Below are 24,622 nucleotides of genomic sequence, written 5' to 3' on the forward strand. Positions count from 1 at the left end.
CGCCCATGCCATAATGTCCCGCTCACAAATCAGCCAAGAAGCCATGTCCCGCCGACTCCTCGTGACCAATGCCCTGCCCTATGCCAATGGCCCGCTGCACCTGGGTCACATGCTGGGCTACATCCAGGCCGATATCTGGGTGCGCGCGCAGCGAATGGAGGGCAACGAGGCGTTCTATGTCTGCGCGGACGACGCGCACGGAACGCCGATCATGCTGGCGGCGGAGAAGGCTGGGCTGGCGCCGGAGGCCTATATCGACGGCATCCGCGTCGGCCATGAAGCGGATTTCGCCGCGTTCGGCGTGGCTTTCGACCATTACCACTCGACGCACTCGGAAGAAAATCGTGAGCTGGCCTCGCTGATCTACACGCGCCTTCGCGACGCCGGCTACATCGCCAGCCGCAGCATCCAGCAGCTGTTCGATCCGGAAAAAGAAATGTTTCTGCCGGATCGCTACATCAAGGGCATCTGCCCAAATTGCGGCACGCCAGACCAGTACGGCGACAACTGCGAAAACTGCGGCGCCACTTACGCACCCACCGATCTGATCAAGCCTTATTCGGTGATGTCCGGGGCCACGCCGGTGCTGCGCGATTCGGAGCACTACTTCTTCGAGCTGGGCAAATTCGAATCTCTGCTGCGTGACTGGTTTGCCGGCAAGCACTCCGATGGCGAACCGGTGGCGAACAGCGGCGTAGTGGCCAAGCTGAAGGAGTGGCTGGATGGCGGCCTGAAAGATTGGGACATCTCGCGCGATGCGCCCTACTTCGGCTTTCCGATCCCCGATGCGCCGGGCAAGTTCTTCTACGTGTGGCTGGACGCGCCAGTGGGCTACCTCGCCAGCTTCAAGGCGCTGTGCGACAAGACGGACATCAAGTTCGACGATTTCCTCGCGCCCGATAGCCATGCCGAAATGCACCACTTCATCGGCAAGGACATCATCAATTTCCATGGCCTGTTCTGGCCAGCCATGCTGCACGGCGCGAACTTCCGCACACCGACCGCATTGCACGTCAACGGCTATCTGATGGTGAACGGCGCGAAGATGTCCAAGTCGCGCGGCACATTTATCCAGGCGCGCACTTATCTGGATGCCGGACTGCACCCGGAGTTCCTGCGTTACTACTTCGCCTCCATGCTGAGCGACACGCCGGTGGATGTGGATCTCGACCTCAGGTCGTTCGAGGAGCGCGTCAACTCGCACCTGGTCGGCAAGTGGGTGAACATCGCCAGCCGCACCGCGGGCTTCGTGCACAAATACTTCGATGGCCGGCTTGCACCGTCGTTCAGTGCGGAAGAGACCGAGCTGTGGCGCTTGCTGGTCTCGCACTACAGCAATGTGCCCGCGCTATACCGCGATGGCGAGTTTGCCGAGGTGATGCGCAACTTCGTCATGATGGCGGACCTGGTCAACGGCCATATTGCCGCCAAGGCACCGTGGACCATGGCCAAGGACGAGTCGCAACGCGAGGCTTTACACCAGGTCTGCTCGTTTGCACTGACCGCCTTCCGCTTGCTGGCCGGCATGCTCAAGCCTGTGCTGCCCGCCACCGTGGCTGCCGCTGAGCAGTTCCTCGCGGCGCCCATCATCGCTTTCGACGACGCCTGCGCCGAACTGCATAACCACACGATCAACGCGTTTGAGCCCTTGCTCGGCCGCATCGACCCCAAGCGCATCGAGGCCATGGTGGAGGCATCCAAGGAGTCGCTTGGCGCGCCTGCGGCTGACGCCGTGCCCGTACCCGCCAAGAAACCGAAGGAAAACAGCAAGACCATGAGCAACACCAGCACCACCGCCGTCGACGGCGCCACCCTCATCGGCATCGACGACTTCACCAAGCTCGACCTGCGCATCGGCAAGGTCACCGCCTGCGAATTCGTGGACGGCTCCGACAAACTGCTGCGCTTCGAACTGGATGCCGGCCCGCTCGGCCAGCGCCAGATCTTCTCCGGCATCCGTGCCGCCTACGGTGAACCGGAAAAGCTGATCGGCCGCAACGTGGTGTTCATCGCCAACCTCGCCCCGCGCAAGATGCGTTTCGGTTTGTCCGAGGGCATGATTCTTTCGGCCGGCGACGGCGGCAGCGACTTGTTCCTGCTGGACGCGGACCAGGGTGCAAGGCCGGGCGCTACCGTTCGCTAAAACCGATTCGTCGTCAGCCACGCGGATATGACCACGCTAGCCGATCGCATCGATGCTCTGCTGCCTCAAACCCAATGCGAACAATGCGGGTTTCATGGATGCCGCCCTTATGCGGAGGCCATCGCGCGCGGCGAAGCAGAGATCAATCAATGCCCGCCAGGCGGCGCAGCAGGCATTCTGAAACTCGCTACGCTGCTTGGGCGCGAGCCGCTTCCGCTCGATTCCGAACATGGCGTGGAAAAGCCACGCACCCTGGCGCGCATCGTCGAGGCTGACTGCATCGGTTGCACCAAGTGCATCCAGGTCTGTCCGGTGGATGCGATCGTGGGCTCGGCCAAGTTGATGCACACGGTGATCGCCGACGACTGCACCGGTTGCGAGTTGTGCGTGCCTGCTTGCCCGGTGGACTGCATCGTGCTGGAACCGATGCCCATGGCACAGGTAGAAGACATCACCCACGCCGATTCGGCGCGTCGCCATTTCCAGCGTCGCGAGGCACGGCTGGCAGGCGAGCAGGCACAGCGCGAAGCCGAACTGGCCGCGCGCAAAGCACAAGTGGCCGCCACCGTCAGCGAGAACCCGGTGCTGGCCGCACTAGCCCGCGCCAAGGCAAAGCAACAGGAATCCAAACCGTGAAGCGAGCCGATGTCGTTGAGCTGTTCTCCCGCCTGCGCGAACTCGACCCGCACCCCACCACCGAACTGGACTACTCCACGCCCTTCGAATTGTTGGTTGCGGTGGTGCTGTCGGCACAGGCCACGGACGTAGGCGTCAACAAGGCGACGAAAAAACTCTTTCCCATCGCCAACACGCCGCAGGCCATCCTGGATTTGGGCGAGGAAGGGTTGAAGGGTTACATCAGCACGATCGGCCTGTTCAACGGCAAGGCCAAGAATGTGATCGCGCTATGTCGCATCTTGATCGATCAGTACGAAGGTGAGGTGCCGCGCACGCGTGAAGCGCTGGAAGCCCTGCCCGGCGTCGGCCGCAAGACCGCCAACGTGGTGCTCAACACGGCATTCGGGCATCCGACCATCGCAGTGGATACGCATATCTTCCGCGTTTCCAATCGCACCGGCCTTGCTCCCGGCAAAGATGTGCGCGCCGTAGAGGACAAGCTGGAGAAGGTCGTGCCGGCCGAGTTCAAACAGGACGCCCATCATTGGCTGATCCTGCATGGGCGTTATGTGTGCAAGGCGCGCAAGCCCGATTGCCCGCAGTGTGTCATTCGCGATCTGTGTCGCTACAAGGACAAGACAGTCGCTTAGACCACCCTGTAGGAGCGCACCCTGTGCGCGAAAGCCCTGCGTTAGCAGGGCCGCGGTGAAGTGAAAAGCGCGATCCTTGCAGACCGTTTCACTCGGGCCATCCATGGCCCGAGCTTTGCTAACGCAGGGCTTTCGCGCACAGGGTGCGCTCCTACAAATGGTGTTTATCGATGTCGGAAAAAGCAAAACGGCGGGCAATGCCCGCCGTTTTTCCGTCCTTGGGTCGAACTCCCTTCCGATAACCGCGAGATCCGGGATCAGTAGCTCAGCAAGCCCCAGAAACCGATTTCGTTGGTCTTGTACTGGAATGCCTTGAGCGGGCCTTCCAGCTTGTCGTACTTCCACGCAAACGCCAGGCGCAGGTTCATCAGCACGTCGTAGGACACGCCGGCGTTGTAGTAGGTGTCCTTCAGCTTGTTCTGCGGACCGGTCACGCCCCAGTACTTGTAGTCCACGCGGTCGTAGCGGGCGAACACGGCCCACTGCTGCGCGAAGCTCCAATCACCGAACAGCGAGTAGCCGTTGGCCTTGTCGCGCACGGCAACCGGAGCCGGCAGCACGCCGTTGTACTTCAGCACGTCGTCCCAGTTCTTGGCGGTGAAGTACTCGGCACCCACGCCAAAGGTCTTGTCGCGGTAGGCAACCAGCGCGTCGCCGCGGGTGGCGTTCTGGGTCGGCGCACCGCTCTGAACCTTGTTGCCGCGCTTGCCGTCATAACCGCCGACAGCGATGACCATCTCCTCGATCGGCGAGTAGCCGAAGCGGCCTTCAAAGTCGATGCCATTGGAACGCGACGGGTTCTTGTAGCCGCGGCCGGTAACGGCCGACAGCTGGTAGTTGATCGAGTTGTCGCCGGTGGTGGCACCCAGCGCATGGATACCCCAGTCGGACGAGTTGCCAAAGGAGCCGATGCCCTGCGCAGCAGTGCCGGCGGTGCCACGGCCACCGTCGATGGAGCGATCGGTGATGGTGTTCTCAAGGAAGCGATAGCCGTACCACTTCTCGACGAACGGAATCCACGGCATGTCAGCCGCACCGAAGCGCACGGCGAGGAGCGGATCGAACTTGCCCTGCACGTAGGCCTTCTTGATGAACAGGCTGGTCTGGCCCAGCGTCGACTGGTAGTTGAAGTCGGTGGTGAGGTTGGCCGACCAGACGTCGTCGAACTGATGATCGACGGTCAGGTAGAAGCGCTTCACGTCATAGCCGGTGCCATTGACCGAACCATGACCGTCCTTCTTGACGTTACCGGTCTTCGGGGTCCATTCCTTGTGATCGACACTGGTCATGTCGAAGAACATGGTGGCGCCGATCTTGGTGTTGTTGATCAGCTTGTCGTACGTAGCGACCTTTTTGTCGCTCACAGCCTGCGCCTTCTGCACGGCTTCGACGTTCTGGCCGGTGCTGACGTTGATGTCAGACTGCGCGTCCGTGCGCTCTTCCAGCGAAGCCACCTTGGCCTGCAGCTCGGCGAGCTGGGCCTTCAGCAACTCGATCTCGGCGTTCTTGGACGCCTGCGAATCCTGGCTGGTGGTCGTCTGCTTGTGGGTGGCCTTGGCCTTCGTCGCCGGCTCAGCGGCAACGTGGAAACTGGCTACGCCCAAACCGGCAGCAATGGCCACCGCGAGCAACTTGGAACGCATGGTTCTTCTCCGCTTGTTGGATAGGTATCACTTGGACCGCCCCCTTCGATCACCCGGCCGGCCAAGCAGGAACGGCGGCAGGATGCGGCCGATTGGTTACGATTCCATTCTTTTTGCATGACAGAATGAAGACAGCCACCCCGTCCACTGCAACATTCGCCGCCTCAAACAGCTCACGGCGGGCACGGGGCGGCTGATATGCTCTCCCGATGGAGAATCTCAATAACAGCATGGCCAACCGCATGGCCGAACGATTCCGCGGTTTCCTGCCGGTGATCGTGGATGTGGAAACCGGCGGTTTCGACGCCGAACGCGACGCCCTGCTGGAAATCGCCGCTGTCACCTTGGAAATGGATGCCGAGGGCTATCTGCGCCAGCGTCCGGCCGTGGCCGCGCATGTGGAACCCTTCCCCGGCGCCAATATCGACCCGCGCGCGTTGGAGATCACCGGGATCGACCCGGACAATCCGCTGCGCGGCGCGCTCAATGAGCGCTCGGCCCTGGAGCATGTGTTCAAGGCGGTGCGTGAATCGATGCGCGACCAGGATTGCCAACGCGCCATTCTGGTGGGCCACAACGCGGCCTTCGACCTCGGGTTCCTCAATGCCGCAGTGCGCCGTTGCGGGCACAAGCGCAATCCGTTTCACCCTTTCAGCTGCTTCGATACCGCCACGTTGGGCGGCCTGGCCTACGGTCAGACCGTACTTAGCAAGTCGGTTATGGCCGCGGGTCACCTCTTTGATACGCGCGAAGCCCACTCGGCCATCTACGATGCCGAACGCACCGCCGAGCTGTTCTGCACCATCGTCAACCGCTGGCGCCGGCTCGAGACGTTCGAACGCGAGCACATCGGGTTGGGCGTACTCTGAAGTCAGGCCCCGTCACGGGCCGAAGCGAAAGAAATTGCGCAGCGGCGTTCAGCGAAGACGCCCATCGTGCTCTTGCATCCAACCATGAAGAACAAGTACTTGCGCCACTTTCAGGTGGCGCACATGACAATCCGTGATCCATTGTCACACCACTGAAACATTCAGCTCATTTCATTGCAACACGGCGCGCATGAAATAGGGAGCGGGCGGGAATCCCCCGTAACCCTTATCACTAAGGAGTCACCGTGTTGACCTCAACCAAATCCCTGTCTCGTATCGGCACGACTGCGGTGTTCGCTGCTGCGTCGCTGTTCGGCATGTCTGCCCACGCCACGGACATCACCGGCGCCGGTTCGAGCTTTGTCTATCCGGTGCTCTCGAAGTGGTCCGCCGCTTACGCCGAAAAGACCGGCAATAAGCTCAACTACCAGTCGGTGGGTTCGGGCGCTGGCGTGGCGCAGATCAAGGAAGGCACCATCGACTTCGGCGCCACCGACGCGCCGCTGAAGGCCGAAGACCTCTCCAAGTTTGGTCTGGGTCAGTTCCCGGTGGTGGTCGGCGGCATCGTGCCGGTGGTCAACATCAGCGGCATCGACGCCGGCAAGCTGAAGCTCGACGGCACCACGTTGGCCGACATTTTCCTCGGCAAGATCACCAACTGGAACGATCCCAAGATCGCCGCGCTGAATGCAGGCCTGGCTCTGCCGGCCGGCAAGATCACCGTGGTGCATCGTTCGGACGGTTCGGGCACCTCGTTCAACTTCACCAACTTCCTGTCCAAGGTGAACAAGGACTGGGCCGACAAGGTCAAGTTCGGCACCGCTGTCGAGTGGCCGACCGGCGTGGGTGGCAAGGGCAATGAAGGCGTGTCGCAGTACGTCAAGCAGATCAAGGGTTCGATCGGCTACGTCGAATACGCCTATGCCGTGAAGAACAAGATCAGCTGGGTCGACCTGAAGAACGCCTCCGGCAACTTCATCTCGCCGAGCGCCGAAGCCTTCGCCGCTGCCGCCGCCACCGCGGACTGGACCAGCGCCAAGGACTTCAACGTGATCATGACCAATGCGCCGGGCGCGCAGGCGTGGCCGATCACCGCCACCACCTGGGTGGTGATGTACAAGAACCCGAAGAACGCCGAGCACACCAAGGTGTCGTTCGACTTCTTCAAGTGGGCACTGGAGAACGGCCAGCAGCAGGCGGCCTCGCTCGACTACGTCGCCCTGCCGGAAACCCTGGTCAAGAAGATCGAGGCGTACTGGGGCTCCGAGTACAAGCACTAAGGACACATCAGCGGCTGCTCCCTCGTGGGCAGCCGCCACCAGCATGGAAGCTGGTTGCATGACCCGGGCCGCCCCCTCGCAGGATGGGGCGGCTTGTTGCTGAAAGGCGTCCCCGACCGGACGGGCCCTCGCGCCAGCCGGATCCGCCGGATTTTCGACGAATAGCTTTGAGGGATCGACATCACATGCAAGCGAACGAGGCTGCCCTGGCGCCCACCATCGCCCAGGAACACCGTGCTCACCGCGATGCGCGCGATGACCGGATGTTCGGCTGGCTGCTCAAGGGCTGCGCCCTGTTGGTACTCGTCAGCCTGGTTGGCGCTGCCGGCGCCACGCTGTGGGGTGGCCGCGAGGCCTTCAGCACGTTCGGCTGGGGCTTCCTGACCAGCTCAGAGTGGAACCCGACCGACGACGTCTACGGCGCCCTGGTGCCCGTCTTCGGCACCATCATCACCTCATTCATTGCGCTGCTGATCGCCGTACCGGTGAGCTTCGGCATCGCGCTGTACCTGTCGGAAGTGGCGCCGCCGTGGCTGCGTACGCCGGTGGCATCGGCGATCGAACTGCTGGCTGGCATTCCCTCGATCATTTACGGCATGTGGGGCCTGTTCGTCTTCGTGCCGTTCTTCTCCGACCACATCAAGCCCTTCCTGATCCGCTATCTCGGCAGGGAAGCGGGCGATGTGCCCGGCACAGAACACGTTTCCTGGATCGCCCAGCACCTGCCCTTCATGGGCAAGCTGTTCAACAGCGAGAACCTTTTCGGCGGCAGCGTGCTCACCGCGGGCATAGTGCTAGCCGTCATGATCATCCCGTTCATTTCCTCGGTGATGCGCGAGGTGTTCCAGACCGTACCGACCCGACTCAAGGAGTCGGCCTATGCGCTGGGCTCCAGCACGTGGGAGGTCTCCTGGGACATCGTGCTGCCGTATACGCGCACAGCGGTGATCGGCGGCATCTTCCTGGGGCTGGGTCGCGCGCTGGGAGAGACCATGGCGGTGACCTTCATCATCGGCAACAAGATGAAGTTGTCGCCCTCGCTGCTCGACCCCGGCGCCTCCATCGCATCGACCATCGCCAACCAGTTCGGCGAGGCGTCGGGCTTGCAGAAATCCTCGTTGATGGCCTTGGCCTTCCTGCTCTTCGTGGTGACCTTCATCGTGCTGCTGATTGCACGCCTGATGCTGCGTCGCCTGGCCCATAAGGAAGGCCGCTGATGAACAGCCAGACGCTCTATCTACGCCGCCGCATCACCAACGCGATCGCGCTCGGCCTCAGCATGTTTGCCACCTTGATCGGCCTCGCCTTCCTGGCGTGGATCCTGTGGGAAACCCTGCGCCAGGGTATCTCCGCGATCAATCTCAACCTGTTCACCAAGATCACCGCCTACGGCGAGGATGGCGGCCTGCTCAACGCCATGGTCGGCAGCCTGGTGATCAATTTCATCGGCATCGCCATCGCTACGCCCATCGGCGTTCTGGCGGGCACCTGGCTGGCCGAATACGCCAACCGCACCCGGCTCGGCGAATCGATCCGCTTCCTCAACGACATTCTGCTGTCGGCACCCTCGATCGTGCTCGGCATGTTCGTCTACACCATCGTGGTGCTGCCGACCAAGACCCTCACCGACGGCTCCACCACGTATTCGGGTCTCGCTGGCGGCATCGCACTCGCCTTGATCGCCCTGCCGGTGATCGTGCGCACCACCGACGAAATGCTTCGCCTGGTGCCCTCCACGCTGCGAGAAGCGGCGCTGTCGCTGGGCGTGCCGCAGTGGAAGCTGACCATGCAGGTGCTGATGCGCTCGGCGCGCTCGGGCATCATCACCGGCATCCTGCTCGCCCTGGCACGCATCAGCGGCGAAACGGCACCGCTGCTGTTCACCGCCTTCGGCAATCTCTACACAACCGTCAATCCGATGGACAAGATGGCCAGCCTGCCCCAGGTCATCTATGAGTATGCCAACCAGGCCGGTGACGGTATCCACGCGCTCGCCTGGGCCGGTGCCTTCATCATCACCATGTTCGTGCTGATGCTGAGCCTGCTCGCTCGCCTGATCCTTTCTCGCAACAAGGTGTCCCATGACTGAGTCCGCCGCCGCTGGCATCCATCCGCAGCCTACGGCCGCGTCCACCCCGCTGGCGCCGACCAAGCTGCAAGTGCGCGACCTGCACTTCTATTACAACGGGTTCCATGCGCTGAAAGGCATCAACATGGACATTCCGGAGAAGAAGGTCACCGCCATCATCGGCCCTTCCGGCTGCGGCAAGTCCACCCTGCTGCGCATCTTCAACCGCATCTACGCGATCTACCCAAAGCTGGAAGCCAAGGGCGAGATCATCCTGGACGACGAGAACATCCTCGACACGCGCTATTCCATGAATAAGCTGCGCAGCAAGGTCGGCATGGTGTTCCAGAAGCCGGTGCCGTTCCCGATGACCATCTTCGAGAACGTCGCCTACGGCATCCGTCACCACGAACGCCTGTCGCGCGCCGACATGGATATCCGCGTGGAGCAGGCACTGCGCAGCGCGGCCCTGTGGGATGAAGTGAAGGACAAGCTCAAGCAGAATGCGTTGGGTCTGTCCGGCGGCCAACAGCAGCGCCTGTGCATCGCGCGCGGCATCGCATTGAAGCCCGAGGTGCTGCTACTCGATGAGCCGACCTCCGCGCTGGACCCGATCGCCACCGGCCGTATCGAACAGCTGGTGGAAGAGCTGAAAAGCGAGTACACCATCGTCATCGTCACCCACAACATGCAGCAGGCGGCACGCTGTTCCGACCTCACCGCCTTCATGTACCTGGGCGAGCTGATCGAGTTCGACCGCACCGAGCAGATCTTCACCAAGCCGGGCAAGAAGCAGACCGAGGACTACATCACCGGTCGTTTTGGCTAAATACTTTTGCTCCCTCTCCCCCGTTCACAGATTGGTAATCGAGGGAGAGGGTTGGGTGAGGGGCCACCCCGCGACACCCTTCCCTATGACATCCAGGCGAGAGCGCACATGAGCGGCAGCGGCAAAGAACACATCATCAAGAGCTACGACGACGAGCTGGCGCGTCTCACCGGCGAAATCGTGCGCATGGGCGAGCTGGCGGTAACCCAGCTGGAGTCGGCGATCGACGTGGTGGAACGCCGCGATGAGCGCGCCGCACAGCGCGTAGTGGGCAACGACGACGCCATCGATCTGCTCGAGCAGGAAATCAGCCACGACGTGGTGCGCCTGCTGGCGCTACGCGCCCCCATCGCCGGCGACCTGCGCAATGTGTTCGCCGCGCTGCGCATCGCCGCCGACATCGAGCGCATCGGCGACTACGCCGCCAACGTGGCAAAGCGCTCCATTCCGCTATCGATGGTGGCGCCAATCGCACCGACCAACGGCCTGGGCTACCTCGCCGAGCTGGCCGCGGCCGAAGTGCGCGAAGTACTGCTCGCCTATCGCGACCGCGACGCCGAACGTGCCTACCAGGTATGGAAGGACGACGCCGATCTGGACGAGGCCTACACCGGCTATTTCCGCCAGCTGCTCACCTACATGATGGAAGACCCGCGCAACATCACGCCATGCACGCATCTGCTGTTCATGGCCAAGAACATCGAGCGCATCGGCGACCACGCCACCAACGTCGCCGAGAGCATCTGGTTCCAGGTGCACGGAGAGCCGCTGAACACGCAGCGCAGCAAGCGCGACTTCACCTCCAGCCCAGAGATGACCAAGTTGGGGAACAAGCCGGAGTGAGGTGAGTGGCTCTTTTAGGAGAGCCGCAGAAAGTGTAAGTCCATCTCAAGGGCCTACCCCCTCCCAGCCCCCCCCTGTCCCACGGGACTAGCTTCGCGTCGCAAGCAAGGGGAGGAGCTAAGCGCTTGCGACACCGTGCTCCCTCCCTTGCTTGTTCCACAGGGACTTCCTTCGGTCGCAGCGAGGGTTGGGGAGGGGTGAACACTTGAGACATCGCTGCCAGCTCTTTGCTCAATGCGCCCCACCCGTGAGCTTGAGCCCAACAATCCCAGCAAGCACCAACGCAACACAAATCAAGCGTGCCGGCGAAGCGGAATCGCCGAACAGCACCATGCCAAGAATCACCGCGCCCAGCGCGCCAATGCCAGTCCAGATCGCATAGGCCGTACCGATCGGCAGCGTTTTCACCGCCATCGCCAACAACACGATGCTCGCGATCATTGCCGACACGGTGCCGACGGTCGGCCACAGGCGCGAGAAACCATCGGTGTATTTCAGGCCAATAGCCCAGCCGATCTCAAACAGGCCGGCGAATACGAGATAGATCCAGGGCATGACGCCACTCCTCTTCATGAAGAGCAGGGTCGTCCCCGCGAATGGGATACATGAAAGGTCGTCCCAACATGCCGGCCACAAGGGCCGGAGCGCCCATTTTATCCCACTGGCACTCCGAAGCCTGACCCGATATTCAGGAGTGGATCTTGCGTTCCACGTCGCGCAACTCGCGCCGCACGCGGGCGCTGTTGGCAATGCCGTAGATGCCGATCAGCAACCACGCCAGCTGCATCACGAACGCGGAAGTATTGAAGCTGCCGAACAACAGCGACAGCATCACACCAACCGCGCCGAGCACGTTCATCAGCTGAAAGACCAGCCCATTCCCATGCAGCTTGCGCGCCTGCAACAGCAGGAAAGCCAATAGCACCAGCACCACACCGATATAACCGGCCCAGTCGTGCCACAGGAAGCTCATCGCTTGTTCCTCCTTTGGCGCAATGCTTCGAACAGCACGACACCTGTCGCCACTGAAACGTTCAAGCTCTCCATCACGCCGGGCATGGGGATCTTGGCCACAAAGTCGCAGGTCTCGCGCGTAAGGCGGCGCATGCCCTCGCCTTCACTGCCAAGTACCAAAGCCACCGGACCTTTCAGGTCGATGTTGTAGATCGAGGTATCCGTATCACCGGCCAGCCCGGTGATCCACACACCCGCATCCTTCAAAGTGCGAAGCGCGCGCGCCAGGTTGGTGGCCGCGATCAACGGCACGCGGTCCGCACCGCCCGCCGACGCGCGGCGAACTACCGGCGTCAAACCTACAGCACGATCCTTGGGCACGATCACCGCCGTCACCTTCGCCGCCGCCGCACTGCGCAGGCAGGCGCCCAGGTTGTGGGGGTCGGTGACGCCATCCAGCACCAGCACCAACGCATCGGAGCCCGCCTGTTCCAGCAAATCCGGCAGGTCGCTTTCGTTGGCCATCGGCGGCGCTTCGTAGCGCGCCACCACGCCTTGGTGGCGCGCTTCGCCGGCGATCTTCTCCAGCTGCTCTCGCGGCCGGTGATGTACCGGGATATTCAATGACCTGGCGCGTTCAACCAGTTCGTGCACGCGCGCATTACGCTGACCGTTTTCGACCAGCAGTTCGCGTATGCGCTCCGCATCGTTGCTCAGCGCACCTTCGACCGGGTTGATCCCGACGATCCAACTCTCACTCATCGCTTGCCTTTGGGTTTGCCGGGCCCAGTGGGCTTGCTCGGCTTGGAGGTCTTGCCCTTCTTCGCTGCGGCCGCCTTGGGAGCAGCCTTAGGTTTCGCCTTGCCGGCGGCCTTGGCGACACCGGACGGGCGTGCGGCATCGCGCGCATTATCGCGCGGCGACGCACCTGCCGTCGCCTTGCGGCCGGCAGGCAGCGAGTAACGCTCGCCCGCGCCAGCATAGTCATAAGCACGCGTAGTACGTGCCGGCGGAGCGACCGCGTCGCGCTTCGGCACCAGGCGGAAATCGATCTTGCGGTCCTCCAGGCTGGCGCGCAGCACCTGGATGCGCACCTTGTCGCCCAGGCGGAACTGCGCACCGCTGCGCTCGCCCTTCAACAAATGGCGGATCGGGTCGAAATGGTAGTAGTCGTTGGATAGCTGGCTGATGTGCACCAGACCCGACACCTTCGACTCGTCCAGCTCCACAAACAAGCCGAACGAGGTGACGCCGGTGACCGTACCGTCGAACTCGCTGCCGATGTGCTTGGACATCCACGCGCACTTAAAGCGCTCATCCACATCGCGCTCGGCCTCTTCCGCACGGCGTTCGCGCTGCGAGCAATGGATGGCCATGGCTCCCATCTGGGCCGGGCTGTAGGCGTAGTCGGCAGGCTTGCCGCCGGTTAGCGCGTAACGGATCGCACGATGCACCAGCAGATCTGGATAACGGCGAATCGGCGAAGTGAAGTGCGCATACGCCTCCAGCGCCAAACCGAAGTGACCGCGATTGTCGGGCTGGTAAGCCGCCATGCTCTGTGCGCGCAGCAGCACGGACTGGATCAACTCCTTCTCCGGGCGATCCTTCACCATGCGCAACACGTCGGCGAAATCGCCTGGGGTCACCTCGCTCACCGGCGGCATGCGCAACTTGAATTCGCGCAGGAACTGCTGCAGGTCCTCGTACTTCTCTTCCGGCGGCGGCTCATGCGCGCGGAACAGCGCAGGCATCTTGCGCTTCTCCAGGAACAGCGCCGCCTGCACATTGGCGGCGATCATGCATTCCTCAATGAGCTTGTGCGCGTCGTCGCGCTCGGTGGCGCCCATGGCCATCACGTCGCCGGTGTTGTCGAGGCGGAACTTCACCTCCGGCGTTTCGAAATCGATCGCGCCGCGACGTTTGCGCTGCGTCGCCATCAGCTTGTAAAGATCGTGCAGGTGTTCGATCTGCGGCAGTACATCCGCCAGCTCATGACGCGCATCGGCATCGTTGAGGCCGACCACCTGCCACACTCGGTCATAGGTGAGGCGCGCATGCGAATACATCACGGCCTCGTAGAACTTCGATCTGGTGACCTCGCCCTCGGCATCGATCTGCATGTCGCAAACCATGCACAAGCGCTCCACCTTCGGGTTCAACGAGCAGATGCCGTTGGACAAGGTCTCCGGCAGCATCGGCACCACGAAACCAGGGAAATAGGTAGACGTACTGCGCTCGTAGCCTTCACGGTCCAGCGCGCTGCCGATGCGCACATAGTGCGACACGTCGGCAATCGCCACGATCAAGCGGTAGCCGCCGCCCTTGCGCGGCTCCGCGTACACCGCATCGTCGAAGTCGCGCGCGTCCGCGCCGTCGATCGTCACCAGCGGCAGTGAGCGCAGATCCACCCTGCCCTGGCGCTCAGCCGCCGTCACCTCCGGCTCGACCTGCGCGGCGTCACGTAACACGTCGACCGGCCATTCGTGCGGCAAGTCGTGGCTGGCGATGGCCATCTCCACCAACAGCGACGGCTGCAGGCGTTCGCCGAGCACGGCGCGGATGGCGCCCATCGGGCCACGGTGCGGCGTCGGCGGATCGGTAATCTCGGCCACCACGATCTGGCCGGAACGCGCCCCCATGTCCTGCCCTGGCGCGATCATGATGTCCTGATGCAGACGGCGATCATCCGGCGCCACCAGGGTGACGCCGTTCTCCACCACCACCCGGCCGACCAGCCGCGGCGAACGACGCTGCAGCACCTCGACAATGGCGCCCTGCTTGCGGCCGCGGCGGTCTACGCCGATCACGCTGGCCAGCACGCGGTCTCCATGCAGCACCGCACGCATCTGCTGTGGCGATAGATAGAGATCCTCCCCCCCTTCGTCTGGCCGCAGGAAGCCGTAGCCTTCCGCATTGGCCAGCACCAGGCCGGGGATCAAGTCCAGCTTGTTGGTAGGCGCGTAGCCGCCCCGGCGACCTAGCAGCAGCTGGCCGTCGCGCACCATCGCCCCCAGGCGCTTGCGCAGGGCGTTGAGGTCTTGTTCGTCATACAGCTGCAGCGCCTCGGCGATGCGCGCCTCGGTGAGCAATTCGCCGCGCTCGGTGAGCAGCGCAAGAATCGCCTCGCGGCTGGGAATGGGGCGCTCGTAGCGGCGGGATTCGCGCTCGGCGTGGGGGTCGAAGCCCTTCGACACTTTGGGCGCCGGTGAGGGCGGCGTGGCCGCGCGCTTGCGCGAGGCGGGTGCCGCCGCCTTCTTGGGTGAAGCCGGGCGACGGGAGGTCTTTTCCCCGTCCGCGCGTTTGTCCTTGTTTTTTCTGGTCACTTATCTGCCTTGCTGAGGCACCGTGAAGGTTCCGACACGATGCGATGAAAAATTGGTGAGAGGATAGTTGACAACCCTACCCTCTGTGCCTAATCTACGCGGCTCACGCAGCTGACATAGCAGCGCGACACCTGCCCAGGTGGCGGAATTGGTAGACGCACTAGTTTCAGGTACTAGCGGGTAAAACCGTGGAGGTTCGAGTCCTCTCCTGGGCACCAATTGTAGACGAAGCCCGCCGCAAGGCGGGCTTCTTCGTTTCAGGGGATCGGCACCAGCCAGCTTCCCCGGTTTATGCGGCGAGCAAGGCTGCACTGATTTCGCTAGCAAAGACGTTGTCGGGTGAACCGCTGCCGCAGGGCATTCGCGCGAACGTGGTCAGCCCCGGCCCGGTGAACACGCCGCTGTACGGCAAGCTGGACATGGACGCCGCCGCGCTGGAAAGCACGCCGCCTTGATCGTCGGTACGGAAGTCATCGTCGACGGTGGCATGAGCCCGCTTTAAGAGCCTGCTCAATATCCCTGCGTGGCCCGCGCAGTGTTACAGCACTGGACTCGCGGCTGCCGTGGAGAAGCGATGCTCCACGGCAACCCCAGTCAGCGATTAGCCTTTGGCGAACGCGAGCAGTTCCTTGTTGAACTCGTCCTGGTTGACCTGTGCCAAACCATGCGAAGCGCCCGGGAAGACCTTCAACGTACCGTGCTTGACCAGCTTGACCGCCAGCCGCGACGCATCGTCGATCGGCACGATCTGGTCGTCGTCGCCGTGCACGAACAGCACCGGCACGTCGATCTTCTTGAGATCTTCGGTGAAATCCGTCTCGGAGAATTGCTTGATGCAGTCGTACTGCCCCTTCAGGCCGCCCTGCATACCCTGTAACCAGAAGGCATCGCGAATGCCTTGCGAGACCTTGGCGCCGGGCCGGTTGGCGCCGTAGAACGGCGTAGTCAGATCCTTATAGAACTGCGAGCGGTCATTCCACACGCCTGCGCGAATCCCGTCGAACACATCCTTGGGCAGGCCACCCGGATTGGTCTCGGTCTTCATCATCTGCGGCGGCACCGCGCCAACCAGCACCGCCTTGGCCACGCGCTTGGTGCCATGGCGCCCCATGTAGTGGGCGATCTCGCCGCCACCGGTGGAATGGCCGACCAGGATGATGTTCTTGAGATCCAGCGTATCGATCAGCGTGGCGAGATCGTCGGCATATGTATCCATGTCATTACCGTCGAACGTCTGCGTGGAGCGCCCGTGGCTGCGGCGATCATGCGCAATGGCGCGATATCCGTGCATGGACATGAACATCATTTGCGCATCCCAAGCATCCGCGCTCAGCGGCCAGCCATGGGAGAACACCACTGGCTGCCCCTTGCCCAGATCCTTGTAGAAAATTTCAGTGCCGTCTTTAGTCTTGACCGTGCTGCTCATCGCATGTGCTCCGGATGGTTGGTTGGAACGATTCCCCTGTGCTGCAGCGGCGGATACCGCCTCGCTGGCGATCGATAACAAAGGCAACGCGACGCCTGCCGCCGCCGCGGCCATGCCACCGATCACCACCTTGCGCCGACCTGGGCTGAACTCATCAGCCGAATACTCGTGCGTCATACCTTCGTCTCCTCTTCGCCTGGCCCGGCCAACGCCGGGCAAAACCATCCCGTCCCGCGCCGCCAGGTACGGGTGATGTGACTTGCATCGGTGGAAAGCTATGGCAACGAACCGATACTGCTTTGTAGCTGTACGCGATAAGGCCGATGTCACAGAGTCGTGGTCAATGCGGCCTTGGGATATTCGCCGCACCTGCTCGTGACGAATTCATCTTGGCTTCGACCATGACCACGGAGGCATAGACAGTCCTGCAATCTTCGTCGGCATTCTTGCAAGGCCGACATCACCAGCACATACCCATTTGGGGAAATCGGCGAGACCTGAAAGGCTTATGTAGGAGCGCACCCTGTGCGCGACAAACCGGCGGTCCTGCCGGTTTGTCGCGCACAAGGTGCACTCCTGCAGGGAGTGACGCCGGACTTTAAACAAACCTTCAAGGCGACTCGCCAAGCACCTTCACGATCAGATTGATGGCCTCGTCGTTGCGATAGACCCGGTGCCCCGACGTCACCGTCGTGGTCGACACCGCGCCTGGTAGAAAGGTGCTCTGCAAGGACACGATGCCATCGCCGGGAACCGTTTCGCCCGGCAAGCTGCCGGCGATGGTGTAGTAACGCACGCCGCCGACCGGCATCAGCGTGGATGCCGCGCGACTGACGGGCTGAGTCATGCTCAGCGTGCTGATGCTGCTCAGGCCGTGCTCGCGATAGTTCGCCAATAGCTCAGGCCGGAAGCCATCCGGATTGGCCTTGACCAAACGGGCAAACGCATCGATTTCGGGACCGTTCGGCCTGACCAGATAGGAAGCGAGGCGCCCGACGACATCTTCCGTCACTGGGCTGCCATGATGCGGCGTGGCCAGAAAGAACGCCGTATCCACGCCGGGATACGGCGCAAAGCGAAGGACATGGTCGAGTAAAGCGAGGTCTTCCGCACGGCCATGCAGCTGCGCCACCGGCACCGTGGCGGCGGCCTGCCATAGCGTGTCGCTGCTGTCCGCTGAGAGCAGACGCGCAATCATCCCGCCCATGCTGTGCCCGACCAGCACCATGCGCGCGCGTGCCGGATCGTGGCCCGCGGGATCGACCGTTGCCCAGGCGCGATCCAGAAACTGTTTCACGCGCCAACGGGAAAGCAGCACCGGCGCGCTGGTCTGATAGACCACATGCCATACCTGGTAGCGCGCCCGCAGCGCCGGCGTGCCCTGGATGCGGTTGGTCAGGCGTGCCCAGATCAGCGGACTGGCCGCCAGACCATGCAGCATCACCACCGGGATTTTGTGCGGGTCGTATTCCTCCAGCAGGTACACGCCTTCTCGCCGCCCAAGCTCCTGCCCGCCGACCAAATTCCATATCGCCTCGCTCTTCAGCTGCGAGGCATTCGCCAGCGCGGCATACGGCGCCGTGGTATCGACCGACAGCACGTAGTCGCGATCACCAATGCGCTCGAACGAGTGCATCACCGGATCGGTGAAAACGAGGCGTGGTGCGCTGCCGACGCGCGCTTCCACCCAGGCCGTCGCGGGGCGCGTCACCGCTTCGGCCGGCATCAAACGGCACACCGGGCGATCACTGCAGCGCGGCGTGCTTGCCACCAGGGAAACGCCGAAAGCCAGCGTCGCAAAGCGCTGGCCGAACAGTAGCGTCGACACCGGTACGGCATCCGAGCGAACGAACGCCACCGGCCCGGTCAAGCCTGGCGACAGCGCTCGCAGCTCAACGTCCAGCCGGTCGCCAGCGATATCGAGGCTGTGTGACGTCCAACGCGAGGCTTCATTGGCGAGCAGGAAATCCAGCAGGCGGTTGGTACATTGCGTATCCAACGCTGCCGCCGCGGCCGCGCCTGTTCCGTTCGCCTCGACCAGGCGATAAGCCGTTGCCGCACAGCGTAACCAAGCGCGAGCGGCGCGCTTCCGGTCCTGGGTACGTAGCGCTTCCATCTCCAGCGCTTTCACTTCCGCCAACGTCGGCATCTGGTCACCAGCCTGCCCGTTGCAACCGACGCCCTCACAAGCCAACGCGTCGCGGGAAGACTTTACTTGCGGCTGGGGAATGCCACAGGCGGCCAGCCACAACGCCGTCGCCGCCAAAACCAGCAGACGCGCGAGGCCCTTGCCCGATACGGACGCGGCACGCTTTCCGATCTCATGCTGTTCGACACGACCCATGCCGATATCCCGCCTGCCTGACCTGCTCCAAGGGCGAGCTGAGCGCATGCTCGCGCTCAGCTCGCCGGAAGCGTCCCCTGGATTCTGCGCTCAGCAGAACGCCAGATGATTCACGCCGTCGCCGCACTCCTGCTACGCGATGCCTTCTTTGGCGCTGCCTTGCCGCTCTGACTGGCCAGACGCCGCCGATCCAATCGCCGCTCTTCGCGAAAAGCGTCCGCGTATTCCTTCAGCTCGGCCTGAAGCTTCGCCCCGCTCTTCAGTTCACCCTTGTCGATGCTCTTGAGCATCCGTTGCATCAATTCGTAGTCGTGATAGTCGCGGTAAGGCTTGAGGTCGAGATCGACGGGCACCTTGGTCAGCCGCTCGTCGCCCACGGATTTGACGTACTTCTGCATGAAGCGGTCGTACGCTGCCCACGTGACGCGCTCGGCATTGACGGCCGCCTCTTCCGCACGAGTCGCGATCTGATGGGCATGCAAATAGTGCAGTCCCAGCTGGTCGATCAGCGTCTTCTCCACTTCTTCGTGCAGGATCAGAAAGCGATCCACTTCCACCGTGCGCCCGCGGAACATGAAGCTCTTCGGCAGGTGCCGGTCGATGTAGATGGTCTTGCCGTCCTTGCTGTAGCCGGCAAGATAGGGAATATCGTGGTCGCGATCGAACGTCTTCACTCGACGCAGGATGGCATCCAGCGCGCGATCCAGCATCAGCGCGGAGACGTGCCAATCGGGGACTTTCAGCTTGGTGTGCGGTGCATGCGGATGACAGGTGTTCGACGGCATGAACGACATCTCCTGACGTGATGGGAACATCGACTGCCCGCCGTTGACCGTATTCAGACCGCAGGCGGACCTTTCAACTCGATCATGTTGCCCTGCGGATCGTACAGGTACAGCGACGGACCTTCGCCCTCCGCGCCATAACGCGAACCCACCTCGCCCACGCGTGCGCCATGCGCCTCCAGATGAGCGCGGATAGCCGCTTCGTCGTAACCCTCCACGCTCAGGCACAGGTGGTCCATGTTGTAGCCCTCCTTGCCGGGCGCGGCACCGCCCAGGCGGCCAAGCTTGCTGTCGATGGCGACCAGGTCGATCAGGGACGCGCCGGCACGCAACTGCACCAGACCGATCTCGTCCTGCCGGCGCTCTTCAGTACAGCCGAGCACGTCGCAATAGAAAGCCTGCATGGCGGCACTGTCGTGCACACGCAGGACGATGTGGTCGAGTCGCGAAAGTCGGAAAGGCGGGCGGGTCATGGCGTGGGTCCGTTGGCAGTAGCGGGAATGCCGACACGCTACGCCGCCCGCCCCGTGGATGGAAATGGATGCTTTCAATGACGGAGATGAGCGCTGGAAGCTCTTAGCTCCTCCCCCTGCTCGCAGGGGGAGGCTGGGAGGGGGTGAGCCCTTGGGAAAACCTCGCCCGCAACGCTTTCTCAAGGGCTTACCCCTCCCCAGCCCTCCCCTGCAAGCAAGGGAGGGAGCAGGGTGTCGCGAGCCTCAGGTTCATCCCCCGCCGGCAGGGGGAAGCAGATGCATCTCACACCAAGTGCGAGTGCCCCCACCCGGGAAAACCATCCCCCAACGCCGTATAATCCACCGCTTGGCATGGTGGGAGAAGCGGACGTTGTCCGCTGCCGAAGGCGCAACGCCCGTAATCGCTCAGGCTCCCATACCACCACGCCTGGAACACTCTGGAGAGACCGGTTAGATCCGGCGCCGAAGGTGCACGAAGCGAGCTCACCCGCTTCCAAACTCTCAGGCAAAAGGACAGAGGGGCGCCCGACGTGCGGCATGCACGTTCAGCCTTTATGGGCCACTACGGACGCCTTTGTCATGAGCCAGAACGTTTCCCCCTCCCTGCGGGACCTCGAGCATCATCACGCCTTCATCGAGCGCCACATCGGCCCCAACGACGCCGAAATCGTGCAGATGCTGCGCGTCATCGGCCACGACTCGCTGGAAACGATGACCGACGCTATCGTGCCGGGCTCGATCAAGTCCGCCGCGCCGCTGGCTCTGCCCCCCGCGATCACCGAAGTGGAAGCGCTGGCCAAGATCCGCGCCATCGCCAACAAGAACAAAGTCTTCAAGAACTTCATCGGCCAGGGCTACTACGGCACGCATACGCCGAACGTCATCCTGCGCAACATCCTGGAGAACCCGGCGTGGTACACGGCCTATACGCCGTACCAGGCGGAGATCTCGCAGGGCCGCATGGAGGCGCTGATCAACTTCCAGACCATGGTGGCCGACCTCACCGGGATGGACATCTCCAACGCCTCGCTGCTGGATGAAGCCACCGCCGCCGGCGAAGCGATGACGCTGGCCAAGCGTTCGGCCAAGTCCAAGAGCAACGTGTTCTTCGTTGCCGACGACGTGCACCCGCAGACGCTCGAAGTGCTGCACACCCGCGCCGATGGCATGGGCATCGAACTGCACATCGGCCCGGCGGCCGATGCCGTCACCGTCGACAGCTTCGGCGTGCTGCTGCAGTACCCCAACACCTTCGGCCAGATTTGCGACTACAAGGTCGTTGCCGATGCTGTGCACGCGCGCGGCGGCCTCGTCTCGGTCGCCACCGACCTGCTCGCACTCACCCTGATCGCCTCGCCGGGCTCGTGGGGCGCGGACATCGTCATCGGCAACAGCCAGCGCTTTGGCGTGCCGTTCGGTTTCGGCGGCCCGCACGCCGCCTACCTCGCCTGCCGCGACGCGTTTAAGCGCTCCATGCCGGGCCGCCTGATCGGCGTGTCGGTGGATGCGGAAGGCAAGCCGGCCTACCGCCTCACCCTGCAGACCCGCGAACAGCACATCCGCCGCGAGAAGGCCACCTCCAACATCTGTACCGCGCAGGTGCTGCTCGCCGTGATGGCGAGCATGTACGCCGTGTACCACGGCCCGGAAGGCCTCGCCCGCATCGCGCGCCGCACCCATCGCCTCGCCGCGATTCTTGCCGCGTCACTGCGCCAGGCCGGCCACACGGTGGGCCCGGATTTCTTCGACACGCTGCATGTGATGAACGTCGATGCCGACGCCATTCGCATCAAGGCCGAAGCCGTCGGCCTCAACCTGCGCCAGATCCACGGCCAGAGCGTGGGCATCAGCCTGGATGAAACCACCACGCGCGCCGACGTGATCGCGCTCGCCACGTTGTTTGGCGCTTGCATCGACGATATCGACGAACTGGACGCCGCCACCGCCGACGCGCTGCCCGCCGGCCTGCGTCGCCAGGGTGAGTTCCTCACCCACCCGGTGTTCAACACGCACCACAGCGAGCACGAGCTGCTGCGCTACATGCGCTCGCTGGCTGACAAGGATCTGGCGATGGATCGCACCATGATCCCGCTGGGCTCTTGCACCATGAAGCTCAACGCCACCGCCGAGATGATCCCGGTCACCTGGCCGGAATTCGGCAACATCCATCCGCTCGCCCCGACTGATCAAACGCAGGGCTACAAGCAGCTGATCGACGAGCTGGAAGCGATGCTGGTGGAATGCACCGGCTACGACGCCGTGAGCCTGCAGCCCAACTCCGGTGCGCAGGGCGAATACGCCGGCCTGCTGGCCATTCGCGCGTACCACCGCTCGCGCAATGAAGGCCATCGCGACATCTGCCTCATCCCCGAGTCCGCCCACGGCACCAACCCCGCTTCAGCGCAGATGTGCGGCATGACCGTGGTGGTGACCAAGTGCGACGCCAACGGCAACGTGGACGTGGAAGACATCCGCCGCGCCGCCGAGAAGTACAGCGACCGCCTCGCCGCGCTGATGATCACCTACCCGTCCACGCACGGCGTGTTCGAAGAAGACATCGTCGCCATTTGCGACATCGTGCATAAGCACGGTGGCCAGGTGTACACCGACGGCGCCAACATGAACGCGCTGGTCGGCGTCGCCAAGCCGGGCAAATGGGGTTCGGACGTCTCGCACCTCAACCTGCACAAGACCTTCTGCATCCCGCACGGCGGCGGCGGCCCGGGTGTCGGCCCGTGCGCGGTGAAATCGCACCTGGCTCCGTTCCTGCCGCGCACGCTCGGCGGCGAAGGCAACGTCGGCATGGTCAGCGCAGCCAGCTTCGGCAGCGCCAGCATCCTGCCGATCAGCTGGATGTACATCACCATGATGGGCCAGCAGGGCCTGCGCAAAGCCACCCAGGTCGCGCTGCTCAACGCCAACTACATCGCCAAGCGCCTGGCCCCGCATTACGAGACGCTCTACACCGGCCGCAACGGGCTGGTGGCGCATGAGTGCATCCTCGACCTGCGCCCGCTCAAGGACAGCACCGGCATCAGCGCCGAAGACGTGGCCAAGCGCCTCATCGACTTCGGCTTCCACGCGCCGACCTTGAGCTTCCCGGTGGCCGGTACGCTGATGGTCGAGCCGACCGAGAGCGAATCGCAGCACGAACTGGACCGCTTCATCGACGCCATGATCCAGATCCGCGACGAAATCCGCGCCATCGAAAACGGCAACCTCGATCGCGAGGACAACCCGCTCAAGCACGCTCCGCACACCGCCACCATGGTCACCGCCAGCGAGTGGACCCACGTCTACCCGCGTGAACTCGCCGCCTTCCCGCTGCCCAGCCTCAAGCTGCAGAAGTACTGGTCGCCGGTGGCACGCGTGGACAACGTCTACGGCGACAAGAACGTGATGTGTGCGTGCATCCCGATCGATGCATACAAGGAAGAAGCGGAGGCGTAAGCCCTCGCCGCCATCACCAGCAGACAGCAGAGGCCCCGCATCATGCGGGGCCTTTTGTTTGAGAGTTACTTGGCATCCCACACCACGGATGGGAACACGCCAGTCATCTGCTAGATTGCGCGGCCCTGTGCCGGCACTTCCATCATCGCCATGACCCATCGGGCTCATGGCGAGATGCATGAGCTACCGCATCTCCACGCATCACGAACCTCCACGGTCCTCACACTAAAGCATGCGAATCCCCCGCTTCATCTCACTGGCCGCGATGGCTGCGGTCACCGGCGCCTTGTCCGGCTGCCTCTACACACCAGAGACCAGCGGTGGCTATCCGGCGCCGTGCGACCTGCAGGAATCCCTCGACTGGAACCCCAGCGCTGCCGATTCCCTACAGCTGAAGCTGGGAGCCCACACGATCAGTCTTTCCACGCGACAGATCTTCGACCCCTCGCAACCGGGAACCCTCATCGAGGTCCACGCCTACGGCATGACCGCCCTCCGCAACATCGACGGCCCCGTCATTCTGCTCGACCCAGCACCGGCCTATATCGAGGTCGACGGCAAGCGGATTCCTGCAACAAGCCACCTGCAGGAAAACCCCTTCATGAAAATGCACTGGACATGCGGCGGTGCGCCGTCGGCTCCGGCAGACCTGCAGAAATGCGGGCCGCTCGTGCTCACCTTCCCCACTCAGCTACCCAGACACTCCGGCCTTGTGCTGCACCTCGGCTCGCTGGATATCAACAGCCAGACCCACGCGGTTCCGGACATCAAGTATTGCTACATCCCCAGCAGGACGTATTGGACCAAGTTCCGCGGATAAAGAAGCACGACGGCTCTGCCTGCGGGCGCAGTCCTCGCCACTACCTCGGCAACCCAATGAAGCCCATCTCGACTCCATGAGCCGCTCAGAAAACATATTCCAGC

21 protein-coding genes, 1 tRNA gene and 1 riboswitch are annotated in these 24,622 nt (G+C 63.0%); of the genes, 13 read left to right on the top strand and 9 right to left on the bottom strand.

Features of this window, described 5'->3' with window-relative positions; all coding sequences use genetic code 11:
* Nucleotides 1-43: 43 nt before the first annotated feature.
* Genes metG through nth form a run of 3 tightly spaced genes read left to right on the top strand, consistent with a single transcriptional unit; the run spans nucleotide 44 to nucleotide 3,411 of the window.
* Nucleotides 44-2,143 (top strand): methionine--tRNA ligase, encoded by a 2,100-nt coding sequence (gene metG, locus OUZ45_RS05840; RefSeq protein WP_266168999.1) that lies wholly within the window; start codon nucleotides 44-46, stop codon nucleotides 2,141-2,143.
* Nucleotides 2,144-2,170: 27 nt separating this feature from the next.
* A complete protein-coding gene (locus OUZ45_RS05845) occupies nucleotides 2,171-2,779 on the top strand; it encodes an RnfABCDGE type electron transport complex subunit B (RefSeq protein ID WP_266169000.1) in 609 nt (202 codons plus the stop codon).
* On the top strand, nucleotides 2,776-3,411 hold the full coding sequence (gene nth / locus OUZ45_RS05850) for an endonuclease III (protein WP_266169001.1): 636 nt from the start codon (nucleotides 2,776-2,778) through the stop codon (nucleotides 3,409-3,411). The genes OUZ45_RS05845 and nth overlap by 4 nt, the downstream gene beginning before the upstream one ends.
* A gap of 257 nt (nucleotides 3,412-3,668) precedes the next feature.
* On the opposite strand, the gene OUZ45_RS05855 is transcribed toward nth, so the two are convergent.
* Complete coding sequence (locus tag OUZ45_RS05855) at nucleotides 3,669-5,054, bottom strand: coiled-coil domain-containing protein (RefSeq protein WP_266169002.1); 1,386 nt, start codon at nucleotides 5,052-5,054, stop codon at nucleotides 3,669-3,671.
* 209 nt (nucleotides 5,055-5,263) lie between these two features.
* On the opposite strand from OUZ45_RS05855, the gene rnt reads away from it, so the two are divergent.
* The 6 genes from rnt to phoU all read left to right on the top strand — a co-directional run bounded on the left by rnt (nucleotide 5,264) and on the right by phoU (nucleotide 10,943).
* Nucleotides 5,264-5,923 carry a ribonuclease T gene (gene rnt / locus OUZ45_RS05860; RefSeq protein ID WP_266169003.1) on the top strand — a complete coding sequence of 220 codons (660 nt, stop codon included), beginning with the start codon at nucleotides 5,264-5,266 and terminating at the stop codon, nucleotides 5,921-5,923.
* A gap of 245 nt (nucleotides 5,924-6,168) precedes the next feature.
* The gene (gene pstS / locus OUZ45_RS05865) at nucleotides 6,169-7,203 is read left to right on the top strand and encodes a phosphate ABC transporter substrate-binding protein PstS (RefSeq protein WP_266169004.1); all 1,035 of its coding nucleotides are present in this window, start codon (nucleotides 6,169-6,171) and stop codon (nucleotides 7,201-7,203) included.
* A gap of 185 nt (nucleotides 7,204-7,388) precedes the next feature.
* Nucleotides 7,389-8,420: a phosphate ABC transporter permease subunit PstC gene (gene pstC / locus OUZ45_RS05870; RefSeq protein ID WP_266169005.1), complete on the top strand. Its 1,032-nt coding sequence runs from the start codon at nucleotides 7,389-7,391 to the stop codon at nucleotides 8,418-8,420.
* Nucleotides 8,420-9,292: a phosphate ABC transporter permease PstA gene (gene pstA, locus OUZ45_RS05875; RefSeq protein ID WP_266169006.1), complete on the top strand. Its 873-nt coding sequence runs from the start codon at nucleotides 8,420-8,422 to the stop codon at nucleotides 9,290-9,292. Before pstC ends, pstA begins: the two co-directional genes overlap by 1 nt.
* Entirely contained in the window at nucleotides 9,285-10,100 is an 816-nt protein-coding gene (gene pstB / locus OUZ45_RS05880; RefSeq protein ID WP_266169007.1) for a phosphate ABC transporter ATP-binding protein PstB, read from the top strand. Before pstA ends, pstB begins: the two co-directional genes overlap by 8 nt.
* A gap of 108 nt (nucleotides 10,101-10,208) precedes the next feature.
* Nucleotides 10,209-10,943 carry a phosphate signaling complex protein PhoU gene (gene phoU / locus OUZ45_RS05885; RefSeq protein ID WP_266169008.1) on the top strand — a complete coding sequence of 245 codons (735 nt, stop codon included), beginning with the start codon at nucleotides 10,209-10,211 and terminating at the stop codon, nucleotides 10,941-10,943.
* Between the two features lie 231 nt (nucleotides 10,944-11,174).
* Here phoU and sugE read toward each other — a convergent pair whose 3' ends face one another.
* From sugE to rnr, 4 genes are all read right to left on the bottom strand, one after another.
* Nucleotides 11,175-11,498, bottom strand: coding sequence for a quaternary ammonium compound efflux SMR transporter SugE (gene sugE, locus OUZ45_RS05890; RefSeq protein WP_266169009.1), 324 nt, complete (start codon nucleotides 11,496-11,498; stop codon nucleotides 11,175-11,177).
* Between the two features lie 133 nt (nucleotides 11,499-11,631).
* The gene (locus OUZ45_RS05895; protein ID WP_266169010.1) at nucleotides 11,632-11,916 is read right to left on the bottom strand and encodes a CBU_0592 family membrane protein; all 285 of its coding nucleotides are present in this window, start codon (nucleotides 11,914-11,916) and stop codon (nucleotides 11,632-11,634) included.
* On the bottom strand, nucleotides 11,913-12,659 hold the full coding sequence (rlmB, locus tag OUZ45_RS05900) for a 23S rRNA (guanosine(2251)-2'-O)-methyltransferase RlmB (RefSeq protein ID WP_266169011.1): 747 nt from the start codon (nucleotides 12,657-12,659) through the stop codon (nucleotides 11,913-11,915). The genes OUZ45_RS05895 and rlmB overlap by 4 nt, the downstream gene beginning before the upstream one ends.
* Entirely contained in the window at nucleotides 12,656-15,091 is a 2,436-nt protein-coding gene (rnr, locus tag OUZ45_RS05905) for a ribonuclease R (RefSeq protein WP_266169093.1), read from the bottom strand. Before rnr ends, rlmB begins: the two co-directional genes overlap by 4 nt.
* A 262-nt stretch (nucleotides 15,092-15,353) precedes the next feature.
* Between rnr and OUZ45_RS05910 the strand changes: the two genes are divergently transcribed.
* Together OUZ45_RS05910 and OUZ45_RS05915 are read left to right on the top strand one after the other, a co-directional pair.
* Nucleotides 15,354-15,438 (top strand) — tRNA-Leu (locus OUZ45_RS05910).
* A complete protein-coding gene (locus tag OUZ45_RS05915) occupies nucleotides 15,409-15,675 on the top strand; it encodes an SDR family oxidoreductase (RefSeq protein ID WP_266169012.1) in 267 nt (88 codons plus the stop codon). The genes OUZ45_RS05910 and OUZ45_RS05915 overlap by 30 nt, the downstream gene beginning before the upstream one ends.
* A gap of 146 nt (nucleotides 15,676-15,821) precedes the next feature.
* Here the strand turns inward: OUZ45_RS05915 and OUZ45_RS05920 are convergent, their stop codons facing one another.
* From OUZ45_RS05920 to OUZ45_RS05935, 4 genes are all read right to left on the bottom strand, one after another.
* On the bottom strand, nucleotides 15,822-16,646 hold the full coding sequence (locus OUZ45_RS05920; protein WP_266169094.1) for an alpha/beta fold hydrolase: 825 nt from the start codon (nucleotides 16,644-16,646) through the stop codon (nucleotides 15,822-15,824).
* Nucleotides 16,647-17,256: 610 nt separating this feature from the next.
* Nucleotides 17,257-18,990, bottom strand: coding sequence for an esterase/lipase family protein (locus OUZ45_RS05925; protein ID WP_266169013.1), 1,734 nt, complete (start codon nucleotides 18,988-18,990; stop codon nucleotides 17,257-17,259).
* Nucleotides 18,991-19,100: 110 nt separating this feature from the next.
* Entirely contained in the window at nucleotides 19,101-19,775 is a 675-nt protein-coding gene (locus OUZ45_RS05930; RefSeq protein WP_266169014.1) for a hypothetical protein, read from the bottom strand.
* Between the two features lie 53 nt (nucleotides 19,776-19,828).
* Nucleotides 19,829-20,248, bottom strand: coding sequence for a VOC family protein (locus tag OUZ45_RS05935; RefSeq protein ID WP_266169015.1), 420 nt, complete (start codon nucleotides 20,246-20,248; stop codon nucleotides 19,829-19,831).
* A 427-nt stretch (nucleotides 20,249-20,675) separates the two neighbouring features.
* Nucleotides 20,676-20,775: riboswitch (glycine riboswitch) on the top strand.
* A 52-nt stretch (nucleotides 20,776-20,827) separates the two neighbouring features.
* Here OUZ45_RS05935 and gcvP point away from each other — a divergent pair.
* Nucleotides 20,828-23,698, top strand: coding sequence for an aminomethyl-transferring glycine dehydrogenase (gcvP, locus tag OUZ45_RS05940; RefSeq protein ID WP_266169016.1), 2,871 nt, complete (start codon nucleotides 20,828-20,830; stop codon nucleotides 23,696-23,698).
* 232 nt (nucleotides 23,699-23,930) lie between these two features.
* Nucleotides 23,931-24,518: a hypothetical protein gene (locus tag OUZ45_RS05945; protein ID WP_266169017.1), complete on the top strand. Its 588-nt coding sequence runs from the start codon at nucleotides 23,931-23,933 to the stop codon at nucleotides 24,516-24,518.
* Nucleotides 24,519-24,622: the final 104 nt, after the last annotated feature.

The organism is Dyella subtropica (assembly GCF_026283965.1).
Lineage (GTDB): Bacteria > Pseudomonadota > Gammaproteobacteria > Xanthomonadales > Rhodanobacteraceae > Dyella_D > Dyella_D subtropica.

Coding starts and splice junctions, on each gene's coding strand:
- metG (WP_266168999.1), top strand. CDS start 44: ATGTCCCGCCGACTCCTCGTGACCAATGCCCTGCCCTATGCCAATGGC.
- OUZ45_RS05845 (WP_266169000.1), top strand. CDS start 2,171: ATGACCACGCTAGCCGATCGCATCGATGCTCTGCTGCCTCAAACCCAA.
- OUZ45_RS05855 (WP_266169002.1), bottom strand. CDS start 5,054: ATGCGTTCCAAGTTGCTCGCGGTGGCCATTGCTGCCGGTTTGGGCGTA.
- rnt (WP_266169003.1), top strand. CDS start 5,264: ATGGAGAATCTCAATAACAGCATGGCCAACCGCATGGCCGAACGATTC.
- pstC (WP_266169005.1), top strand. CDS start 7,389: ATGCAAGCGAACGAGGCTGCCCTGGCGCCCACCATCGCCCAGGAACAC.
- pstA (WP_266169006.1), top strand. CDS start 8,420: ATGAACAGCCAGACGCTCTATCTACGCCGCCGCATCACCAACGCGATC.
- pstB (WP_266169007.1), top strand. CDS start 9,285: ATGACTGAGTCCGCCGCCGCTGGCATCCATCCGCAGCCTACGGCCGCG.
- phoU (WP_266169008.1), top strand. CDS start 10,209: ATGAGCGGCAGCGGCAAAGAACACATCATCAAGAGCTACGACGACGAG.
- sugE (WP_266169009.1), bottom strand. CDS start 11,498: ATGCCCTGGATCTATCTCGTATTCGCCGGCCTGTTTGAGATCGGCTGG.
- OUZ45_RS05895 (WP_266169010.1), bottom strand. CDS start 11,916: ATGAGCTTCCTGTGGCACGACTGGGCCGGTTATATCGGTGTGGTGCTG.
- rlmB (WP_266169011.1), bottom strand. CDS start 12,659: ATGAGTGAGAGTTGGATCGTCGGGATCAACCCGGTCGAAGGTGCGCTG.
- OUZ45_RS05920 (WP_266169094.1), bottom strand. CDS start 16,646: ATGAGCAGCACGGTCAAGACTAAAGACGGCACTGAAATTTTCTACAAG.
- OUZ45_RS05925 (WP_266169013.1), bottom strand. CDS start 18,990: ATGGGTCGTGTCGAACAGCATGAGATCGGAAAGCGTGCCGCGTCCGTA.
- OUZ45_RS05930 (WP_266169014.1), bottom strand. CDS start 19,775: ATGCCGTCGAACACCTGTCATCCGCATGCACCGCACACCAAGCTGAAA.
- OUZ45_RS05935 (WP_266169015.1), bottom strand. CDS start 20,248: ATGACCCGCCCGCCTTTCCGACTTTCGCGACTCGACCACATCGTCCTG.
- gcvP (WP_266169016.1), top strand. CDS start 20,828: ATGAGCCAGAACGTTTCCCCCTCCCTGCGGGACCTCGAGCATCATCAC.
- OUZ45_RS05945 (WP_266169017.1), top strand. CDS start 23,931: ATGCGAATCCCCCGCTTCATCTCACTGGCCGCGATGGCTGCGGTCACC.